This window comes from Candidatus Enterococcus courvalinii (genome assembly GCF_017315945.1).
Lineage (GTDB): Bacteria > Bacillota > Bacilli > Lactobacillales > Enterococcaceae > Enterococcus_B > Enterococcus_B courvalinii.
In genome coordinates this window covers 45,898-67,366 of sequence record NZ_JAFLWI010000019.1, presented here as the reverse complement: position 1 = coordinate 67,366, position 21,469 = coordinate 45,898, and the positions used below count along the sequence as shown (strand labels likewise).

The 21,469-nt window shown below is 32.8% G+C and carries 20 protein-coding genes and 1 pseudogene; 4 read left to right on the top strand and 17 right to left on the bottom strand.

Annotated features, from left to right (window positions below; all coding sequences use genetic code 11):
* Positions 1 to 236: 236 nt before the first annotated feature.
* On the bottom strand, positions 237 to 893 hold the full coding sequence (locus tag JZO71_RS11335; RefSeq protein WP_206899710.1) for a Crp/Fnr family transcriptional regulator: 657 nt from the start codon (positions 891 to 893) through the stop codon (positions 237 to 239).
* Positions 894 to 1,086: 193 nt separating this feature from the next.
* Here JZO71_RS11335 and JZO71_RS11330 point away from each other — a divergent pair, with 193 nt between their 5' ends.
* Positions 1,087 to 1,371, top strand: coding sequence for a hypothetical protein (locus tag JZO71_RS11330; RefSeq protein WP_067480348.1), 285 nt, complete (start codon positions 1,087 to 1,089; stop codon positions 1,369 to 1,371).
* Positions 1,372 to 1,389: 18 nt separating this feature from the next.
* The gene (locus JZO71_RS11325) at positions 1,390 to 2,577 is read left to right on the top strand and encodes an MFS transporter (protein ID WP_206899708.1); all 1,188 of its coding nucleotides are present in this window, start codon (positions 1,390 to 1,392) and stop codon (positions 2,575 to 2,577) included.
* 143 nt (positions 2,578 to 2,720) lie between these two features.
* On the opposite strand, the gene JZO71_RS11320 is transcribed toward JZO71_RS11325, so the two are convergent.
* The 11 genes from JZO71_RS11320 to JZO71_RS11275 form a co-directional block, all read right to left on the bottom strand.
* Positions 2,721 to 3,365 (bottom strand): sugar O-acetyltransferase, encoded by a 645-nt coding sequence (locus JZO71_RS11320; RefSeq protein WP_206899706.1) that lies wholly within the window; start codon positions 3,363 to 3,365, stop codon positions 2,721 to 2,723.
* A 27-nt stretch (positions 3,366 to 3,392) separates the two neighbouring features.
* A complete protein-coding gene (locus JZO71_RS11315; RefSeq protein ID WP_206899704.1) occupies positions 3,393 to 3,782 on the bottom strand; it encodes a VOC family protein in 390 nt (129 codons plus the stop codon).
* Positions 3,783 to 3,852: 70 nt separating this feature from the next.
* Positions 3,853 to 4,488 (bottom strand): SdpI family protein, encoded by a 636-nt coding sequence (locus JZO71_RS11310; protein WP_206899702.1) that lies wholly within the window; start codon positions 4,486 to 4,488, stop codon positions 3,853 to 3,855.
* A gap of 601 nt (positions 4,489 to 5,089) precedes the next feature.
* The gene (locus tag JZO71_RS11305; protein ID WP_206899700.1) at positions 5,090 to 7,933 is read right to left on the bottom strand and encodes an endo-beta-N-acetylglucosaminidase; all 2,844 of its coding nucleotides are present in this window, start codon (positions 7,931 to 7,933) and stop codon (positions 5,090 to 5,092) included.
* A gap of 767 nt (positions 7,934 to 8,700) precedes the next feature.
* Entirely contained in the window at positions 8,701 to 8,994 is a 294-nt protein-coding gene (locus JZO71_RS11300; protein WP_206899692.1) for a nucleotidyltransferase domain-containing protein, read from the bottom strand.
* Positions 8,991 to 10,133, bottom strand: a complete 1,143-nt coding sequence (locus JZO71_RS11295; RefSeq protein WP_206899690.1) for an HNH endonuclease signature motif containing protein — start codon at positions 10,131 to 10,133, stop codon at positions 8,991 to 8,993. Before JZO71_RS11295 ends, JZO71_RS11300 begins: the two co-directional genes overlap by 4 nt.
* Positions 10,134 to 10,386: 253 nt before the next feature.
* On the bottom strand, positions 10,387 to 11,217 hold the full coding sequence (locus tag JZO71_RS11290) for a pentapeptide repeat-containing protein (RefSeq protein WP_206899688.1): 831 nt from the start codon (positions 11,215 to 11,217) through the stop codon (positions 10,387 to 10,389).
* On the bottom strand, positions 11,207 to 11,329 hold the full coding sequence (locus JZO71_RS12560) for a hypothetical protein (RefSeq protein ID WP_277988617.1): 123 nt from the start codon (positions 11,327 to 11,329) through the stop codon (positions 11,207 to 11,209). Before JZO71_RS12560 ends, JZO71_RS11290 begins: the two co-directional genes overlap by 11 nt.
* Before the next feature lie 532 nt (positions 11,330 to 11,861).
* On the bottom strand, positions 11,862 to 12,938 hold the full coding sequence (locus JZO71_RS11285; protein WP_206899686.1) for a hypothetical protein: 1,077 nt from the start codon (positions 12,936 to 12,938) through the stop codon (positions 11,862 to 11,864).
* Between the two features lie 14 nt (positions 12,939 to 12,952).
* Positions 12,953 to 14,422, bottom strand: a complete 1,470-nt coding sequence (locus JZO71_RS11280) for a DUF5677 domain-containing protein (protein ID WP_242590602.1) — start codon at positions 14,420 to 14,422, stop codon at positions 12,953 to 12,955.
* Positions 14,423 to 14,499: 77 nt separating this feature from the next.
* On the bottom strand, positions 14,500 to 15,744 hold the full coding sequence (locus JZO71_RS11275; protein ID WP_206899684.1) for a hypothetical protein: 1,245 nt from the start codon (positions 15,742 to 15,744) through the stop codon (positions 14,500 to 14,502).
* A gap of 367 nt (positions 15,745 to 16,111) precedes the next feature.
* Between JZO71_RS11275 and JZO71_RS11270 the strand changes: the two are divergent.
* Positions 16,112 to 16,668 (top strand): annotated as a pseudogene (locus JZO71_RS11270) (transposase).
* 450 nt (positions 16,669 to 17,118) lie between these two features.
* Here JZO71_RS11270 and JZO71_RS11265 read toward each other — a convergent pair.
* The 5 genes from JZO71_RS11265 to JZO71_RS12505 all read right to left on the bottom strand — a co-directional run bounded on the left by JZO71_RS11265 (position 17,119) and on the right by JZO71_RS12505 (position 20,277).
* Positions 17,119 to 17,331: a hypothetical protein gene (locus tag JZO71_RS11265; RefSeq protein ID WP_206899682.1), complete on the bottom strand. Its 213-nt coding sequence runs from the start codon at positions 17,329 to 17,331 to the stop codon at positions 17,119 to 17,121.
* 274 nt (positions 17,332 to 17,605) lie between these two features.
* Positions 17,606 to 18,541: a hypothetical protein gene (locus JZO71_RS11260; RefSeq protein ID WP_347401347.1), complete on the bottom strand. Its 936-nt coding sequence runs from the start codon at positions 18,539 to 18,541 to the stop codon at positions 17,606 to 17,608.
* Positions 18,522 to 19,229: an ATP-binding cassette domain-containing protein gene (locus JZO71_RS11255; RefSeq protein ID WP_206899678.1), complete on the bottom strand. Its 708-nt coding sequence runs from the start codon at positions 19,227 to 19,229 to the stop codon at positions 18,522 to 18,524. Before JZO71_RS11255 ends, JZO71_RS11260 begins: the two co-directional genes overlap by 20 nt.
* Positions 19,192 to 19,404, bottom strand: coding sequence for a hypothetical protein (locus tag JZO71_RS11250; RefSeq protein WP_242590600.1), 213 nt, complete (start codon positions 19,402 to 19,404; stop codon positions 19,192 to 19,194). Before JZO71_RS11250 ends, JZO71_RS11255 begins: the two co-directional genes overlap by 38 nt.
* Positions 19,405 to 19,629: 225 nt before the next feature.
* The gene (locus JZO71_RS12505; RefSeq protein ID WP_242590598.1) at positions 19,630 to 20,277 is read right to left on the bottom strand and encodes a hypothetical protein; all 648 of its coding nucleotides are present in this window, start codon (positions 20,275 to 20,277) and stop codon (positions 19,630 to 19,632) included.
* A 254-nt stretch (positions 20,278 to 20,531) separates the two neighbouring features.
* On the opposite strand from JZO71_RS12505, the gene JZO71_RS11240 reads away from it, so the two are divergent.
* On the top strand, positions 20,532 to 21,380 hold the full coding sequence (locus tag JZO71_RS11240) for a helix-turn-helix domain-containing protein (RefSeq protein WP_206899669.1): 849 nt from the start codon (positions 20,532 to 20,534) through the stop codon (positions 21,378 to 21,380).
* Positions 21,381 to 21,469 lie beyond the last annotated feature (89 nt).

Genomic DNA, 21,469 nt, shown 5'->3' with positions numbered 1-21,469 from the left:
CTTCCCTCTTTTTATTGTTGCGTAAGCTGTGATATGCTCCCAACAACAATTTAAGTAGCGATTTTCAGAAAAAATTCCTTATTGCTTGAAGCTCAACGCTGGGAGCCACAACCTTTTTCCTCGGTATTCAAGAAGTAACTCCTTCCAAATAAGTCTAAATTTCACAAAAATTTGAGAAACAATTTCTGGAAATTTATTTTTATTTATTGGAGCTAGGCACTTCTTTTTCAACCTTTCTAAAAAATAATATTATCTTCCAACAGCTCCATATTCGTAATGATCAGATGATGATCCTGAACCGCAATGATTCCCTTATCTTTTAATTGCTTCAAAATTCGACTCACACTACTTGCCGTCGAGATACCACAAAACTTAGCAATTTCTTCATTCGTAATTGGAAAATCAATCAACAATCCCTCAGGTGTTCGCACACCAAACATGTCATACAATTCATATAATTGTGTACAAACTGCGCCCAATTTCCCATTTAGTAGCATCTGTTGCATTTTTTTCATGACATTTAATAACCGAAAACGATAAAACTCTTTTACATGATGCTGCAAATCTGGATTATTGTTGATGTCCTCCCAAAACTTCACCCGATTCACACGATAAAACTCCGCATACTCTGATTCAACTCGAATATTATAGGGTGAATCAATAAATTGTGAATATTCATCTTTAATTAGAGATACCACTTCTAAATCATTGACATATCTTAGATTGAACTCTCTTCCGTCATTGGAGATCACGCTTGCTTTAACGATTCCCTCTTTCAAGATATAAGTGTAACAATCTTCGACACCCTCAAACGTTAAATACTTGTGATACCCCTTTCGTATAATTGGAATATTTTTACTTGTTACATACTCCGCTAGTGCTCTGTTATCCAATCATGCTCCCCCATCCAAACATTTATCTAAAAAAATAATACAAGATTTCCAAGATTTTTAAAGTTCATAGGTATTTTACTAATGATAGTAACATTTGTTAAGTACCTTTTTGTATAACCAAGTTCATTTTCTTCATTTTTTTTCTTCGCTATACTCCGTATGTAAAAAAAATTACTGAATCGAGGTCAAAAAAATGCAATTTTGGATGAACACTATTATTAACCGATTAGAAACAGCTTACCGCACAAGATTTGATATGAAAGCTTCGTTAGTTTTCTTAAATGATGCTTATCAAAACTCAATTGAGTTGATTAAATCTGTCGAAGAAACACCAGATGAAGAGTGTCAAGAATTCTTACAATTATTTATGGAAACACGTGACTTGTTTATCCAACAACTTGTCGATCGCTATCCATCAAATTATCACGATGTTGAAGTTCAAATCGAAAAACTAAAAGCATATTCATATGTACATTAAGGGGAATTAGCAAAACAAATGGAAGACAAATTATTCAACAAACATTTTATTGGTATCACACTTATTAATTTTATTGTTTATCTCGTTTATTATTTATTAATGGTCATCATTGCAGTTATCGCCCAGGACAGCTTACACGCTAGCTTAAGTCAAGCAGGATTTGCTTCTGGCATCTATATCATTGGTACGTTGCTTGCTCGTTTATTGATGGGGAAACAACTTGAATTGATTGGCCGGAAAATAACATTACAAGGTGGTGCAATTTTTTATCTATTGACTACCATCGCTTATCTTTACATGCCTTCCATCGGAATTCTTTACCTTGTTCGTTTTTTAAATGGTTTTGGTTATGGAACAGTTTCAACTGCAACAAATGCAATTGTGACGGCGTATATTCCAATGAATAAAAAAGGGGAAGGAATCAATTACTATGGTTTAAGTACTAGCTTGGCCGCTGCAATTGGACCATTTTTAGGAATGATCTTGTTGAATATGACTGATTTTCATTTCATTATTTGGTTCACGATTGTCTTGGTTTTCTTAGTCACTATCGCTTGTCTGTTCTTCCCAGTCAAAAATATTATTTTGTCAGCTGAGCAAAAAGAACAATTGACTTCATGGACAGTTGATAGTTTCATCGAGAAAAAAGCCTTGTTTATTACAGGAATTGCCTTTTTGATGGGCTTGTCTTACTCTAGTGTCTTGTCCTTTTTATCTTCTTATACACAAGTGATCCATCTAGTTAGCGCTGGTTCATTCTTCTTTGTTGTCTACGCTTTGGTAATCACCTTTACTCGCCCGTTGACAGGTCGTATTTTTGATGCGAAAGGTGAACAATACGTTATGTATCCTAGCTATCTTTTCTTAACTGCAGGATTATTTTTGCTTAGTGCAACAACAAATAGTTTCATGTTGCTTCTTGCAGGAGCCTTCGTTGGTCTTGGTTATGGAACGTTTATGTCTAACGGACAAGCAGTTTGTTTGAAAATCGTTCGTGAACATCGAATCAGTATTGCGTTATCTACTTACTTCATCGGATTAGATTTAGGATTAGGCGTCGGCCCTTACATTATGGGAACCTTGAAATCGTTCACTTCATTCAGAGGTCTATACATTATTTCTGGAATCATTCCATTGATTTGTACCTTCCTTTATTTCGTAAATAAACGGAAAAAGAAAGTGATAGAAGAGGTCTCCAGTTTCTAAGCAAAGCATTAACAGTTGTATGAAAAAAGCAATATTTTGAAATACACTTGTTTTCTCGCTGTTTAATTAACTAAAATAAAAAATGAGACAAGGAAACGCTACTTCCTTGTCTCGTTTTATATCTAACTAGTTTGCTGATTACTTTACTCACTTATTTTCTTGAGATGTGCTTCCTTAAGCGAATGATAGTTTTCCATTTGTTTTTGCCACTTCTCTTTATCTGCCTGATTGACTTTGCGAATCACTTTTGCTGGGTTTCCACCAACAATCGTATGATCTAGTACATCTTTTGTAACGACTGCACCCGCAGCAATAATCGAGTCATTTCCAATCGTTATCCCCGGTAACAGCACACTATTTCCGCCAATCCAAACATTATTTCCCACAGTAATCGGTAAACCAAATTCTAAATCAGTTATACGAATATCCGCATCTGTTGGGTGACCTGCAGTAAAGAAACTGACTCGCGGTCCCACCATGACATTATCTCCAATTTTTATTTTATTCACATCTAAAAAGATGCAATCCATGTTTGCGTAAAAATTTTCGCCAATCTCCACATGACGACCATAGTCGACATGAAGTGGTGGATTAATATAAATATGTTCACCCGTTTTGCCAAAGAGTTCTTTTTCCAGCGCCACGATTTTTTTTGTTTCATCAATAGGTAATTGATTGATTTTTTGTGCTAACTTTTGCCCATTAATCGAGCGGTTTTCTGGGAAAATACCTGATGCCTTGTAAAGTTCACCAGCTAACATTTGTTCGTAGTCAAAATCTTTTACCATTCATATTCCCCACCTTTTTATTCATAATCAGTCAACCAAATCTGTCGTTAATTCAATCAAATTTCCTTCTGGATCTTGGATTACTGCCTCATAGTAGCCATCCCCTGTTGTTCGCGGTCCACTCAGTAAAGGATAACCATCTTGGACAAGCTGGTCAGTGAAACGGTCCACCTCTTGTTTCGTCCCTACCGCCATCGCTAAGTGTGCATACCCTAGATGATCTGTGACCCGATTTGCTAGATGCGGTTTCGTTGTCAATTCTAAGCGACTTCCTGAATCAAAACTTAAAAAGTAAGATTGAAATTGTGTTTTTGGATTACGATAGCGCTCACTACTTGTTGCATGGAAATATTTTTCGTAAAACGTTCTCATTTTTTCCAAATCTTTCGTCCAAACAGCTAAATGTTCAATGTGCATTCCTCTTCATCTCCTAAAACCAGTCATTTTTAACCTATTTGTTTCTGCTATTTTACTCTTCTTCACTTTATCAAATTCCTTTTCGGTGCAACCAAAATGAATAGATCGTTGGGATCAAAATAACAATCACAATAATTGGTAGCATCAAAAATTCCCATGAAACAAGACCTGCAAGTAACATCACAATACCACCTGCGATAAATATTTTGGCCCCAAGCCGATTTGTTTGTACCCAATTTTTTTCACTGCTCAATGTCCAAGGTAAACGAATACCCACTGTATAATTTTGTGGGACAGCAGTCAAAATCACTCCTGAAAAAATAAAGATGACACCGATCAATGCGGTGGGGCTAATTTTCATCAACCATGTTACTTGATTACCTAAAGCATAACTGATCGTTAACGCTTGAACAAAAAGGGCAACCAGTGGAATGATTCCTAAAACACCATAAATAATCCAGCGTTTTGTCACTTTTTGCTTTGGATCATTCAACACAAAAAAGGCAACCAATAATTGTAAACCCGCCAGAAGAAGTGGTAAGCCAATCAACGCAAATTCTTTCGAACTCCAACCATTCGCTTGCCAATTCAAATCAAAATGTGTGGCAACTTGATTCGGAATTTCTTCCCAAAAAATGGCGCTTGCCACAAGTGGAAGCAGAGTAATGATCACCGAGATCGCAATTGCTCCACGATATTTTTTCATTTCAGACCACGTCCTTTTTTCTCTTAATTATTGTAAGGGATTCTGTTGATTATTCCTCTTTCTAAGTGTACCTATTAACCAGTAAACTGCCAACTTTTTGTCTGAATTATCCGGAAAAGGATATTTTTTAATGATTGACAGAAAGAGTAAAAGAAAAAAGACGATACGGGAATATCGTCTTTTATATTCTAAAAAATCACTTACAGATTGAGCCAATGACTTAATTTTTCTTTATATTCATTTTTTTCTGGATTAATTACCCAAAATTTATATACATGGGTAATCGAATTTTTTTCGTATTCGAGATATGGATACAATCCCAAATATTCTTGTCCCTTAAAATTTTGGGTAAAAATTTATTAAAAGACCTAACGTATACAACACTAGCTGAAACAATTTAAAAATCTCATTTAAAATCATTCTTACTGACTGAGTCTCAGAACTTGTTTGTCAAACTTTAAAGTAGACCTATTCTGAGGAGTTGCTTGGACCACCATTGATTCAGAAAAAGGAGTGTGACAAGACTTTTGTCACAGCTCCTAAATTTATTTCACTTGTTTCCTTTTTCGTAAATAAGTTTGCGTATCTACTTATCACCCTTTTATTTCAGCAACTCTTTCATTCCATAAACACCCAAGTCATAAATTCGCACTGCTGTATCTGAGCCTTGTGTAGGTTTGTCCACACTTACTTTTACGTATCGCGCTTGTTCGACAGCAAAGGTATTGATACTATTTTTTTTCGTATTATTGATCGTTCGCGATACTTTCTTATACTCTTTTCCATCTTGACTTACTTCGATTGTATAAGCTTTTGTATTCATATCTGCATTTTCGCCACCTGCTTCAGCATGTGCTAATCGAACTTCACTGACAGTTTGATTGGCACCTAGGTCGACAATGATTTCATGGGGAGGCGTTCCTGTTGCACACCATTTTGTTTCGAGTTTCCCATCAACTGCAAATTCTGGCGCTTCTGAATCATTAGTAAACGAAGAAGCTTCTGTTTTCGCATTTAACGATAACAACGCTAATTCTGCAGGGACTTTTTGACTAATCGTAATCAAGCCCTCTATCTCAATCGGTGTTTTTCCTTCTTCATTTTCTGCGGTCAATTTTACTTTATACACACCTTCTTTATCATAAGTAACGACAGGTGCGTCTTCCGTACTTGTTTCAATATTACCGCCTTCAAATTCCCAAGTTACTTTGTCTGTATTCGAAGAAGATGTATTTGTGAAACTAATTTGTTCCCCAGGAGCCGCCATTGTTTTAGAAGCAGTAAAACTCGCTTTTGGTAATGTATTATCTGGCCATTCAAAAGAAATTGGATCTGATGCCACGCCTCGATTTCCAAGAGCATCGACGGGAACGATTTCCAAGTTTGTTTGCTGCGTGTTCTTTTGTCTTTCCAACCCATTGATGTAATGTGTCGTTGCAGGCGTAGCACCTAGGAAAGAACGAGTATCATCTTTATTTATTCGATAAATTTCATAATGATTTGCTTGACTTTCTTTGCTATTCCACACTAAGCGAATCCCTGCATAATTACTTTCTTCTTCATCAAAAACGACGTCTTCTACTTCAGCATTTGCAACAGCCAATTTCTCTGTGGTAGGTGAATCAGTCATTGCAAGCTGTCCTAAATGTAATTCATAAGTGTCATTTGTTTTTTCTGAAGTTATTTTATAAGACAGCGAAGTGACCGTTCTTCCTGCAAATTTTTCTAATGAATACGTCAAAGTTGTCCACTCATTCACTACTTTTTCACTTGATTCAATCGTTTCTGTACCTCCGTCTTCAAATGTCAAGACAATAGCTAGGTTGGTCGTATCTGATGCTTTAGCAGTTGTAGTTATTTCTGAATCTTTTGTTACTGCTGTTTCCATTCGATAAAGTTTCACTTGACTAGCAGAATTTTTGGTCATATTCCCTCTAAATAGTAAAGAATTTCCACCATTGAAAGCATCCGCATAATCCATCCTAATTGATAAATCATTGTTATTTTCATGTTCCATTACCCAACGATATGTCGGCATGATATCTTGCATGCTTCGATTATTCCAATCTAAGCTAGATACCTTTTGGCCCTTAATGAAATAATTATACCCATTTCCTGTATTGAAATTCGTTACAAAAGGCAAAGAAGTGATGGCTGTTTGCTCCAACGCATACGTTGAAATTCCCGGCCAATCTTGTCCTTCTAACGCGGTAGTTTGAGTTGGATCTCCTTTGTCATTGACCCAAAAACGTTCTTCCCGATTTTGAAAATCATCTGGATCACTAGCAGAACTGTACGTCCAACTAGGAACATATAATCCTAAAGAAGTATAAGGAACACCTTTGTCATCCACAAATAAATCCCAATCAACTGATGTAGCATAGCCTTTTTCTTGAACATCAATTCCTGCAAATAAATCATAAGGATCAATCCCTAATTCATTTGCTTTTTTCTTAGATGCTTTCAAAAGTTCCTTACTTGCCAATTGCTCCGTATTCCACCAGAAATTCAAAAACATGCTATCCGCTACCGGATTCATGTCTGCATCTACTAAATAAGCTTGGTTTTGATCGGTCAAAGCATTTTGCCAATCCATTTTTCCTTCAGATGTCATCGAATCATACCACATGATAGCTAAATCAGCTTGTTTCTTCTTAAATTCTTTGATAAATTCTTGCATCAAGTCGGCATGTTCTTTATTCAATCCGCCAGCATTATCTGCTGTTTGCTCATTTTTGTTTTCTTTCGCCTCATCAAAACTAGTCACAACTGTATCTGTTTCTTGGTTAATGAACCAGCCATCAAATCCATAACTTTGTGCAACTTCAATCAGCTTGTCGACTAAAGGAAATGTCCCATCGGCATCTTTTTCCAAGAAAGTATCTAACCATTCGAGTTTCCCACCATGCGCGGTTTGTGGAAAGAACACCGTTCCTAACACTGGCACACCGTTTTTATGCGCCGCATCAATCACATCCGGACTTGGAGGAACAATAATCCCTTCACCAGATGAACCACCCCAGTAAACAAGTTGGTCGATATATTGCCAGTTAGAAAAAACATTGGCATCAAATGTATTGATTCCTCGTGGTGCATTGCCGCTGGTACTACTGTTCATAATGGATAAAGCCACTACTTTCATCTCTGAATTTTGTGTTTTATTTGAAGGAATCAATTTTGTTTTATCTACTCGTGTTGCCAATGGTACAGTACTAACATTGTATTTTGCATCCTCGTCTTTTGAAAAATCCCATTGCAATAATTCTTCTGGAAACCAATAAGAAGATTCTGGTTGATTTGCCATACCTCGATCAACTTTTGCTTCTTCCGTTTCCTGATAGTCAATCGAATTTGACTCTGCTTTATTTTCGACACCGCATCCTGAAACTCCAACTACACTCAATGCCAACAACAATCCTACTCCACTTTTTACCCAACAATTCATCCATGATTCCTCCTATAGTTTTTTATCCCAGTGAAATGATAGCGCTTACTTAAAAAGAAGTACATGAACAAACTATAGAAATGTGAACACAAAATATAGATTCAACTCATTTTATCATTGGCAATTTTTTATTTGTTTGCAACGAATCAATCCAACTATGTCGAACTAAGAATAAAAAATATGCAAAAAAACAGACCCCACCCGAAGATGAGGTCTGCCAAATATTGCATAAACAATAATTTGATTATTCTGCAGCGTTTGCGTCTTTGAGACCGTATTGAGAGCTGGATTGCTTTCTGGTGGTTCCTAAACAGCTAAAAACCGCTTAAACACGGGATATTTGAATAATGAAAAAAGCTGATAAAACTCAATAAAATTCGATTGAGAAGGTCAAAAGTATGGTCAAAAAATACTCGCCAGTGTATTATACAAATCATATTAAAAGCATGCTCTATTTAAACTGATTTGTATTTTATTTCAAAATGTGACTTTTTGAGTAAGATCCCTTCTATATCCAAATTGATATAATTATTTCGAATCAATTATTGGCTTAATTGTCAGTAGTTGCGATAATATTAAACTTATTTATCAAATATTCTTAAATTTTTTACAACTGAGAACTACAATGAAACAATACTCAAAATCAAACATCAGAAAAAACGATCTATTTTGTCTCCTTGTGTCTCTTATCGTGCCATCTCACGGCTATAATCACCATCTCTAATTTATCACATACTTTCAATTATAAAGTGCCTCAGTTTTAAAACCTATTTAATTTTTAAGTAATTATTGTTTATTCTCAATAAAAAACCGATATTTTTTTCTTCTTCAAAACTCAGAGCAGTTATATCGATAGGATATCTAAATTGGCCTTCAAGAGCCTGTCTTATTTCAATCACTGCAGTTGGAATTTCTCGTGAAAACGCTGAGTAAAGTAACAGTATATCAATATCCCGAAAATTTCTCTCTGATTCTAAGAATGAACCAAAGAGATAGACATTATCAAAATAGCTAAATAAAAAAAGATTTTTTTCAATTCCCATTAAAATATCACTTTTCATTTGACTCCTCGTATAAAACTATAAAAATTATTAGTATATAGTAGCCTCACATCTAAATTATCAGCTAATTCACAAGCTTCCTTAGATATACACTTTTCCCCATTCCAATTATGTAAGTTAACAATGACGGTATTAGCTGGAGGTGCTAGCCTAGTTAGAAATTCTTTACTTATACAATATTCGTATACAAAAATAATATTAATATCTGCAACAACGATTTCCCGTAAATTTCCCTTTTCCTTATACTCAAATGAAATCCCATTATTTCTTAAATACTTAAGAATAAAATTCAAGCTATCCAATCTAACTTTTGTAGCTCTAAAACATTTGTTATCAAAGTACAGTTGTCTTAACCTAGGCGTGTCACAAAGATATACATCACTTTCACAATCATTTTCCTTTATAGTGATATACGGTTGATCATAACCAAGACCAATACTGACAAGCCGATCTTCATGAATCATTTTCTTCAAAAATACTTCAAGAGACTCAGTAGATGGTGACAAGGAATCCTCAATAGATTGAACGCCGAATATAGAATCAACCTCTTTGGGATATAAAACTTTCCTAATCTTTTCACCCGACCCACGTGTAAGCCGAAATTCATTTATATGTGCAATGAAATTCATAACAATTTCTAAATTGGATTCATAAACATCAGATTTTTGTAGTAAGTTCAAATTATTTTCAAGAATTCCTTTAATTGTCGCATTATTAACTAGTACCTTACCTTCAAATTTTTCCCACAGATTTTTATTTTCTCCGATGTAATAATTTTCGAAAATGGATTTGTTATCCAAAAGCAATGGTTTTATTACTTCTTTCATTTCCAAAAATGTTTTATATTTTTTAGAGAAAAATGATTCCACCTCTGACATTCTTTTTAGCTTCCACGATCTTACCTCACTTGTATTAAATAGTTTATTTTTATCAAAATTCGTATGACAATTTGGACATAAAACAAGTAAATTATCAAACGAATTATCTTCTCCATCACAGTAAGGAACTATATGTGCTCTCTCAATAATGTCTCCTGCATCAAGAAACAAAGATATTTGACAATTAGGGTTCATACATCTCCCCATTGATTCAGCATATAACCTTCTTAAAACACCTTCTTTTGTTGTTTTTCTACCCATTGACAATTCTCCTTTTTAATAGATAAAAGCAAAAATATGCATGATTTTTACTCCTCGTACTCTTAGAGTTTAACTTATACTGTTCATTCAATCACTAACTGGCCTTAAATACAACTGAATTTTTCTTAAATACTTGTCAAAAAGATCTATATCAGTTAATAATTGGTAAATGTTAATTCTCTGCTACACAGAAATAACATTTACCACGATAACTAGAAATCAAAAAAGACGCCAAACAATTATCATTGCATGGTCACGTTTCATTATCCGTTTGGTTATTTTCTATTATTTTCATTAAATAACTAAGTGGATATTGTTTCTTGTTCATTGTTGCACAAGCATATTTCAGACCTTGATATAATTCTTCAAACGGATATATTCTCATCAGAAAAAGAACTGGTCCTTCTTTTACCGAAGTGTGATTACCTAATTTAGTTTCCTCACTATAACTCACATTTTCAGTATTTCTATCACTTTTTCGCCTTCTATTTTCAAGTAGTCGTTCTTTTTTTGTGAGTCCCAACCTTTTAGCTTCTTTAGGCCTTATTCGTTTATATTTTTCTTTTTCTCTTTTAGAGCGATTCATCCTTCTCTTAGTATGAAATAAACTTTTCGTATCTCGCATATTCTGTTTAGCCTTTAACTGATTCAGTAGCTTATAAATAGTTTCTTTTTGTTTATCTGTATACTTTATTTTTGAGGACGTTGTAATAGCGTATACATCAGCATCAAAGGGATAAACCATAGAATCAGAATAAGAATTTGACTCAAAAAGTGAGTTAGTAATTGTGCACTGGTCAAACAGCACCCTATAAAAGCTTGAATTCTCGAAAGTCGTATATAGTATGGAACAATTCACAAAAGAGCAATTGCTAAACTTACAATTTATAAAAAGACAGTTTTCAATTCTAGATGTTGTAAAAATAGTCTGTTCAAATCTACAATCTGCAAAAATAACTCTTTGATTCCAAGTTAGAGAAAAATCTTTTCTGCTAAAATTCTTTTCCAAATGTTTTTTATATCCATAGCTAAAAATCTTATTATTATACAATTTAAGAAGGCTTTTTCGTTGTTTATAATTCAAAAGCAACAGCCCCAACCAGATGAGGAGTTATCATACTCGAATTTGAGAACTGAATCAGCAAAAACAACAAGAAAGATACCCAAGTTAAAACATCAGATAAACTTCCTAACATGACAACCACCTCCTCTGATAAATTGCTTTGTGAACCCCAATATCCGTCCGTAGACTACAATTTAAGCTAGACTCTCATCTAGCAGGGGCGGGTTCAATTTATTATATCTCATTAACTATTGTATATAAACCACCTTCAAGAAATTGGATTTATTTAATTTCTCCTTTAATAAACTAGTTTCATGAGTTCCATAGAGAAAAGACAAGAAAGTTTGCAGAAGGTCAAAAGTATGGTCAAAAAATACTCGCCAGTGTATTATACACTTTGAGATATATCTGAAACTACTTTCAAGCATTCAACCTACAATTTATCTAGTTTTTTGAAATTGAGATGCTTTACGTACTTTCTTAAGACCTGGTTGATTGCTTGGATTTTTAATAAGCTTAAAAAACCTTTAGTAGCAATGGATACAGCGTGATTTATTTTTTAAAGTTTCAGTGGATTTCAATAAATTTGAAATCAATGGTGTCAATTTTTCAAACAAAAATAATGCGAGCCGATTCATCGAAAATACAATTACCTTTTTAAACATTCACTTAATAAGTTCATCAATGATTCTGTTTATTTCATCATCATAAATTTCTAGACTCACTAACCCACCTTCATTAGGTTCTAAGCTTCGCATCCGTCTTTTCAAGTTAATATTTTGCGCCTTTTGTTTTAAATCAGATAAACTAATATCTACATCTCTTTTGCAATACTCGTGATACAACAAATATCCCAGAAAACTTTTATTTACATTTTTTTGAATTCTTCTTTTCTCAACCAGACTATCATTATTATGCTCTAAAGTTTGTGCAAGTATATAATAATTATTATAGGGAGTAAATGATCTGAACAAAGGAATAACGTTAAAATATAACGATGCTTCCAACACATTAAATGCTTGTTGAAAATCACCAATTAGTGCAAAATATAATGTTTGAATGTTACTAAAATTTTTAGGCAATATATCTCCATTTCTCTCTATATAATTATTAATTCTATTAATAATTGATTCATTTGGATTGTCACCATCAAAAAGCACTATTTTTGAAATCGCTTCATGATTAATAATTTTTTCTATATTTTGATGCTTCGTCAATACTTCATCTGTAATTGTTTTGCTAAAAAAGTTTTGAACGACTTTTTTTGTTACTTTAATCGGATCAAAATCCGGATCAATATTCGACTTATAGTATCTTAATGGCAACACAAAGAAAAATTCTCTTTTTTCTTCTAACAATACTATTTCATCTTGTATTGTTTCTATAACAATCTCCTCCAATTTTTCCAAGTAATTACTAAAAAGTTCTTTTGGAACATCCTTGGTTGCAATAAAAGTCAAATAATTCGGAATAGGATCATCAAAAATCAGATAATCGCTATTCACGAGAAAAATATTTTGATCAGAATCATTGACATCAAAAATAGTAGTAGCTGTTAGAAAAAAAGTATCATGATACTTAAAAAGATGGTCGCTGGCCATTAATATAATATTTCGATTTTTAATCCAGAACATTTGGATTACATCGAGTGAATCTAGCAAACTTTCTTTTTTTACTTCTCCTAAAATATTCTTTAATAGCAATAAATATTCATTTTGAATTTTTCTGAGTTCTTCGAGCATATAAAGCACCTCTTTTATTTTTCCAAATGTGGATTGGGATATACTTCATTCATCACTTCAAGATGTCTTATCAAAATATCCTGCACATCTTTTCCAACATCAGAAAGGGATTGTTCATTATCAATATCAGGGATTCCATGGTACTGATGTCCCGGTGCATTACATTTTAATATTGAGCTTTCACGGATGGCTCCCCATAATCCATGCTCAAATTGCGAATCATACTCATATATATATTTGTAAAGAAAATCTTCATCGACCTCCTGAAATTTTTTTCGAATGTTTCCGTTTCCAAAATATCGGGTGTCCATGTCAATAAATTCCTTGTTTATATATTCTGAAACGAGTAGATCTAAGTAATCAAACTGAACATGACTACCTTCAACACTAGGATTTTCTTCACGATATCGCTCAAAAATTAATTTATAGTTACCAATTCCATAATACTGAAACTCCTCCCAAATATCTTTATGTTGACCTTCATTTTTCAAAAGATACTTAGTCATCATAAAGTTTTCAATACAAGATCGGACAATTGATCTTCCTGATATAGTTTGCCGTAAATTATGATCAACAAGTTCCAACAATCTTTTATATGAGTATGTCAATATGCTTGTTAATACCAAAAGTTTGGTATTGTTTTGCTCAACGTTTTGAATCAAATCTCTATAATATTTCAATGATTCATATAAATTTGACTTAAGCTCAGTTAAATTAATGTTCTCGTTCCTTTCAAACCTCAATAAAAACATCTCACAATTCATATATTTTGCTATATTTTCCCAAAAATTTTTATTAAAAGTAGAATCAGTATTGAAAAATTGAAATGATATCCCTAATTCCGTGCTTCGTATCATTGGCCTAATGTACCTCATTTTCTCATCCTCAACATCTAGATATGGATACTCAATTAATCCATCAATCATACTTTTTTGTGATATAGGAAATTTTAATTTATCTAAAATAGAGCTATGATAAACGATAAGGTATCTTACATCTGTCGATAACTGGCTTTGATGATCTACAAGGTTTTCTAAAACGGAATTTAATTTTTCAATTCTTTCATCTACCGTCATTAAATATCCCTTCAATCGCTTTCTAAGCCCTTCATTCTCTGATGATAAAACTACTGAAATTGGAGATATTAACCCTAAAACATCAGCTTCATTTAAAATATTTATAAAAATATCTAAATTTTTAGAATTTAAACTTAAAATACCACTAAGTGTAGGTGAAGCTAGATTTTTTGAAGAAATTTTATCTTCCATTTCTTTTAAAATATACATGCATTTTTCTAGTTGTTTTGTTCTCTCCTCTTCATTTAAAATTAAGGCTAACCAAATATATTCTGGAGATTTTGAATGTACCCAGTCTTCTTCTTTCCCTAGAGCTGTGATTAATTGACTAAATCCGCTTTTAAAAACACCCTTATTAAACTTATGATCACTTAATTTACTATGCATTGACTCTCTTTCTTGAGACATAATTATTTTCACCTCACAAAAATTTCCTAACATAAACAGAGACTTTCTATATCTCAGCAAAAATGTTTAACTTAAGATCAAAGCCTCTTATTATCATATTTAACTTGGATTGACTGAATAAAATAGTCACACACTAAATCTTCAACAGATTCTCCCATACTTAATTTTTTTCCTAAAGCATTACTTGCTTCATTGACAAACATATTCAAATAATCGATATCCGTTCTTTTATCAGGATAGTTTCTTGTATTAAAAAAGGGCGCAATATAAATAAATAATTTTTCACCTTCCAAATAACCTTTATATTCAAATTCTGGAGTAAATTCTGTGAATACAGTTCTAATGTCTAGATTAGGTAAATCATCAATGGTCAAATTTTCATCTTGATAATCATCCCAATATTTCGACATGACCGTATGAATTTCTTCTTTAATGATTACACGAACTTTATCCAAAGTACCTAAATGCTTTTTTGAATAATCATATAACCTTTTTAAACCAAACCCATCCCAATACTCTATTCCCCTCTCTTTAAAATATCCTCCTCTTAAATCTTTTGATATTAAATCAGCTATTTTATCAAAATCAATAGTATCTGATTCCATATCCATAACTTTAGCTTTTATATTTGGAAGCTTTTTTACTTTTTGAGATTGTTTAGTTTTATTCCCACAATCAATAAATTTTTCAATATGACATAACATAATATCTCTAACATCAGAAGATTTCAAGTAAATACCCGTGTCACAATAACTTTCATTTTCTACATGGTGATCAACTTTTGATAAATTATGCTTCTTGGTCTTATCGTGTTTATCATTCCAAACTTCTATACAATAGTCCATATCAGAGTATTCTTCTGGAAAAGGGAATGCTCTACACTCTTTCCGAGGGAAAATGCGTCCTAATTGACTATCCTTATAACCTTCTAGTTTCAAAGATTCCACTTTATTTATCGGTTCTCCAGAATGAACAATCAATGTTCGAATATCCAACAAAAATTTTAATTCATCAGATTTTTCAATTGTTAACTTCCACAATTCTGCTAAATAGTCAATTGCGTTAATCAATCGATAAGTATTATTTGCAAAATAGTCTGCTTTCATACTTGGAATACCTGATTCATTTCCTATTCCTAAAAAATTTGTATCTAATTTATCAAAATATTTAATGCTCCCACGTATAATCCATAGTAGTGGAGCTTCCGTGTTAGAATATGTAGTTGAGGTTTGATATATATCTACCTTTTCTTCGAATTTCTCCTTCAATTCTTTCGCAGTACCAGAAAACTTCTTAGACGAATTCAATTTTATTTTTTTCATTGAACATTACTTCCTTTCCCTTTTTTTACAACATCAATTTTGAGCTAGCATTGATTAATAAATATACTCGAAATTTTAATTTAACTATAGCATGCACGCCTCTCCGTATTCTCTATGTATTTACTTTTCCTAATTTTTCACCTATTGGATCTACCTATAACTAAAAAACACTCGCTCAAACAAAAACGTTTGAAACGAGAGCATGCATTATTGACTAAGCTAATGCCAACCTAGCATTAAAAGTTAGCGTTCGTGCACCAACTTTTTTATTTCGCCGATTGTAAAATTAAGCTAGACAACGGAAAAAGTCATTTATGCTACACTCAACTTATATTTCCGACTAAAGAAAGATAAGGAGTCCGCCTAAATGACCGATACTCATCTTACTACAGACGAACTGGTTTTAATAGAGTCTTATTTCAATACTCATCAGCCTGTTGGACAAGTCGCAAAACGATTAAATCGTGCTCGTCAAATCATTTAGAACGTATACCACTTTCTAGCAGACGGACACAGCGCTCTCGAATACTACCAACAATACCAAGAGCATAAATCTCACTGTGGCCAGCATCCAATTATTTTACTTGATACACAGAAAGAATACGTTCAAAATAAAGATGGACACACGATGTTCTGGTTGGTCGTGAAGAGAGGCCGATTGCCCGTTCTGTTCGAACACTTTATTGGATGTTCAAAAAGGGCCTTTTTGACTGTGGGAATCTTCCAGTAAAATGAACATTCAAATGGGTTGTTAAGCAGAGACGGACTGCCAAAACAAATGGATTTCAACACGGTTGATCAAGTCTTTATCCAATCTATCTCTTCAAAAAGAAATCGTATTCCCAGGAAATCACTGAACTACCGAACCCCAATGGAAGTTTTTTGAGTTACATGAATGATGCGATTGTGTCTAGGTTAATTTGACAAATGAAATTGAGTATACTGAACCAATATCTCAGAAATTTCCCCTTCATTTTCTTTAAACCTCTGGAGTTCTACTAAAATTTCCATTTCGTTATCTAGCCTTTCAACTCGATTTTCTAACAAAGTACTTTTGGATTAATGATACATCCAGAAATTCAATAAAGAGAATTCTAGATGTTTCAAGTCACCTATTTATTACTTTTAGTTGATTTGTATACTAAGATAAATCCTAAAATACTCGTAAAAATTATAGTATAAATACCTGCTTTACCTATTTTTTCATCTCGAAGCTTATCAATTATTATCCCAATAATATTAGATATCCCCAAGAGTATAAGAAAACTAAAGAAAGGGTGTTCCTTTAAAAATAGTCTTAAGAAACGCATCAATAAGTCACCATCTTTTAGTTATTTAAGAGTCCCTACATATTTTTAAAATCAAAACAATTAATTACAAGTAGAGCTCAGTGAAAAATAAAATAATTGATCCTAAAACAAAGATATAAAGATTATTATCTATTAAAATTGCAGCCATAACTAACCAACTTATAAAGAAAAAAATTTGTTTATTTTTATTCCATGATATCCACTTATCTCTATCAATACCTACAAACATACATACTAAAATTGGAATAATTATTAAATTAGAAGCTGTCTCTAACATCTCTCCTCCCTCAGCTTTCTTTTAGATTGAATAAAAAATGATTGAAACATGTGCAATACCGATTTTTTAGTCAAATTTCTTTAGTCAGATGCACAATTTTTATTTGCAAATAACCATCCTGTTAGTACGGCTGGAATACCAACAAAGAGGATCATCGCTATTCCAGAAAACATAAGTTGATAGGCTATGAAGAAGCAAACAAGTGTTATTACTAGCATTAATATGTGAAAATTTCTTTTGAAAAACAACATGCCATTCCATCCTTCCATATTTTTTATTTTTCTTTGCGAAGCAGTACTACTTCCATAATAAGGATATAGAACACTAACAAAACAAAAGGAATAATTACTATCCACGATGTAAGAGATATAACACTACCAGTAGCTATATTAAAAGTAGATGCATTTGTATTAAAAACTTTTAGATAAATATTGAGTACGATATTCTTAAAATCGAACCTTCCTAAAACTGGTAAAAATAAATTATACGCGCTTAACACAAATATGCTTATCAAAATATTTTTTGTCACTAAAGTTAAATAAAAAGTAACAATAAAATAAAGTAAGCTAATTCCAAAAATAAACAGAATCTGATATAAAGCATTACTTAAATAGGAAATTTTTTTGAGATTATCCAAATTCACAATAGTATCAACTTTCATCGGAAAGGTTAAAGAAGTCAACAATTGTATTGCAATAAAAGTCATTATCGAAATAAATAATACACTGAAAATAGATACTGCACTGGCTATTAATTTAGAGCGATTGATTTGCCATTGTGACCTAATTGTTCGATGAACTTTTTGTGTTCCATACTTTACTTCAGCATTTGCGATAATGGCCCCATAAACTCCACTCATACATGGAAAAATAATAAAAAATGACGATGATAGTAGTTGATTGATTCCATTTTGCGGAAACATTGCTACTAAACTAGCTTGATAGGACATGAAATAGTATTTTAGTGGATTATTAATTACTTCCATATTTTGCAGTTGATCTATTTTAAAACTACCTTCTAGCAAACCTTTAATATCTTCTCCATTTGCATTTGCATCTTCTATCGCTTGATAAAAACTACTCAAGTTGCTAGTTAAAAAGTTTCTCTGTGATAGATACATCATTACAACTAAAAATATCGAAATTCCTAAAAAAATCAGATAAACTCTAGCTTTCCATTGGTAGTGTAATTCACTCAACAAATAAATCACCCTCTTTTACATTAGCAAATAAACTCCGAACTTTTTTATCAGGTACCACTTCTATAGTCTTATTTTTCACCCATAGCTTTTCATTACAAATATCTAGGTACAATTTTTCATGTCCACTCATAATAATGAGTGATCCCTGCTTCTTTAGGAATTCTATCGTTTTAAAAAGGACAACGCGATTGCTTTGATCTAGTCCATTTAGCACTTCATCAAGCAGGAGAATCTTAGAGTTTAACAATCTTGCAAGTAGTAACGCTAACATTTTCCGCTCTCCTAGGGAATAGGTAGCTACTTTTGACTTACATAGCAATTCATTATTTAGATATTGAACATCTAAGTTTTCAATCTGATGTTTTATCTTCATATTTTTAGTAAAGAAAATTATATTATCTAACCCAGTCAGATTTGAAAAAAAAGGCGTATCGTCAAAAATACAGAATTGATTAGAGTCTGCTTTATAAATTTCTCCTTCAAATTTTTCTTGCCCTAAAATACATCGAAACAATGTAGTTTTACCAATTCCATTTTCTCCGTAAATATAGTAAATTCTATTTTGATAAAAATCCATGTAAACATTCTGAAAAAGAGCCTTGTTTCCAAAGCTCTTCGAAAAACCACTCAATTTCAACATAGGTTCATTACTCCCTGTATTAATACCAACTACTTGAGCCATTACCATGGACACCATAATAGTCAGTAAAATCGTAGTTATAAATTGTAACGTCTCCCCACGGTGATACTACACCAGCACCAATAGTTTTTTCTCCACGCCATTTGTGTGTTGAACTAGAGGTACTATAACGGGTAATTCCATTTTTCCTAACAATATTTGGAAAAACCCATTGCTTGCCTCTACTTGTCATCAAGGTTTATATCGTCTAATACATGAATCCATCCGATAATAAAGAATATCGAAAACAAGCCACTCAAGATTCCAATTAGATATTCCCTTTTAATAATTAAGTAAATGGAGAGGCTCAATAATGCACAGCCACTAGCAACCAAGACATATAGAAATTTCTTTAATTTATGTTTAAATTCTTTACTCATGGACTTAATGTTAACCTCTATTCTCAATAAATAGCAAATTATGCAAAAATATAATTATCATTTTTCCCATCGACACGATCGAACCCTTCAGCGAGCACACCTCCCACTGAAGTACTTGCAATTGTCAGTGCTACATCTATTGCCGCACCCACAAAGCTCCCCACACTTAACCCTATTTTCTTCATGATTTCTTTTTCTACCATCCTAGTAATATTTCTCCTATTATTTCTAAGAAGAGTTCTTACTGCACTAACACTACTAGCCGTCGTCCATAGTCCAAGTGCAATTAATCCTACATCAATAACTGTAGAAACAAAACTTGTTGAATTCCACCAATTTTTTCCAACCCCTCTCAATAGAGAATTATATCCCACTAAATCTAAATACTCTTGAATAGCCTGACTGACACGCTTTTCATCTTCATCATTTAAAATAACTTCTCCCGCTTTATTTATTTTACTTTCTACATTCGAATATTTTTCCTTAATAATATTCAGTGCATTTTGCGCACGATTCTCTTCTTCTGTGTAAAGAGGTGAGACGGCTATTTTCTGAATCTCCTCAGAAGTCGTCACACTATCCTTCGATATTTCAGATGCTTGTGTTACAGAAGCTCCACTAAGACTAAATATTGAAAGAATAGTCATAGTAACCGTCCCAAGTAATGCCATTTTAACTTTATTCATAATACTTCTCCGTTCTATTCAAAATTTTCAAATATCAAGATAGATCTTCTACATAAAACTAACATGTACCTTCTCCACAAAAGATTATTCATTCAAAACTTGCACCAACTAGCCATAAACCTAGTTGCCTAATGATGGCAAATATATTCATTTGATTACTCCTTTCTGTTATATTTCTTATGCGTTGATTTTACAATTCGATACATTGGTTATATTATAATGTTGAATATATGCACATCATCGGGAGGAAACATATGCGCTGGGACTTTGGTCAGATATACAAGTCAATTCGAATCGGTAAAGGATTATCACAAAAAGATGTTTGCCATAATCAAATTAATCGAACTACTCTGTCACGTATTGAAAATGACAATCAAAATACAAGCTTTGAGTCAATGCAATATCTTCTTGACCAAATAAACGTTTCATGGGATGAATTTCAGTATATCTGCAATGAATTTCAACCAAGTTTTAGAGATAAGATTATCAACGAGTACTATACTATTGTCTCCACTGCAGAAATTGAGAAAATCTCTAAATTACAAAGAAAATGCGAGACCTATCTGAAATCATCGGAAGATAACAAAATTCGCGAAATTCACTTTATACTTGCTGCATTATCTAAATTGGAAACTGATTCTCCTGATCAAATTACCTCAACTACTAAGGAATTAGTTTCATTGGTGTGGAATCGACTATCTAAAATAGACATCTGGACCTATGATGATATTCGATTGATAAACGCAATCTTATATCATTTAGAATTCACCACAATCCTGGAACTAGTACCCAAATTGAGACAAGCTTTACATAAATATGAGTTTTATACAAATATTGATGTATTGCACACCACTTTACTTATCAATCTTGCTTATATTTATATGCAGAATCATTACTTCTTGGAAAGTCAGGAAATTCTTACAGAAGCCTTGAACTTATCAAAAAAATTAAATAGAGTAGATTTCATTGGAATTTCGACAGTTCGTTTAGGAATATGTTCGAATGATAAACAGCGGATTGAAAATGGCATGCTATTGTTAAATTTAGTTGGACATGACAATCTAGTGCTCGAATTGGAAAAAGAAATTGTTAGCTTTGCTTAACTATCAGAAATTATCTACTAACAAAAAAATTGAGAATCATTCTAAATCCTGATACTAAAATACTCATGGAGCTTTTCGAAAACCCTAAT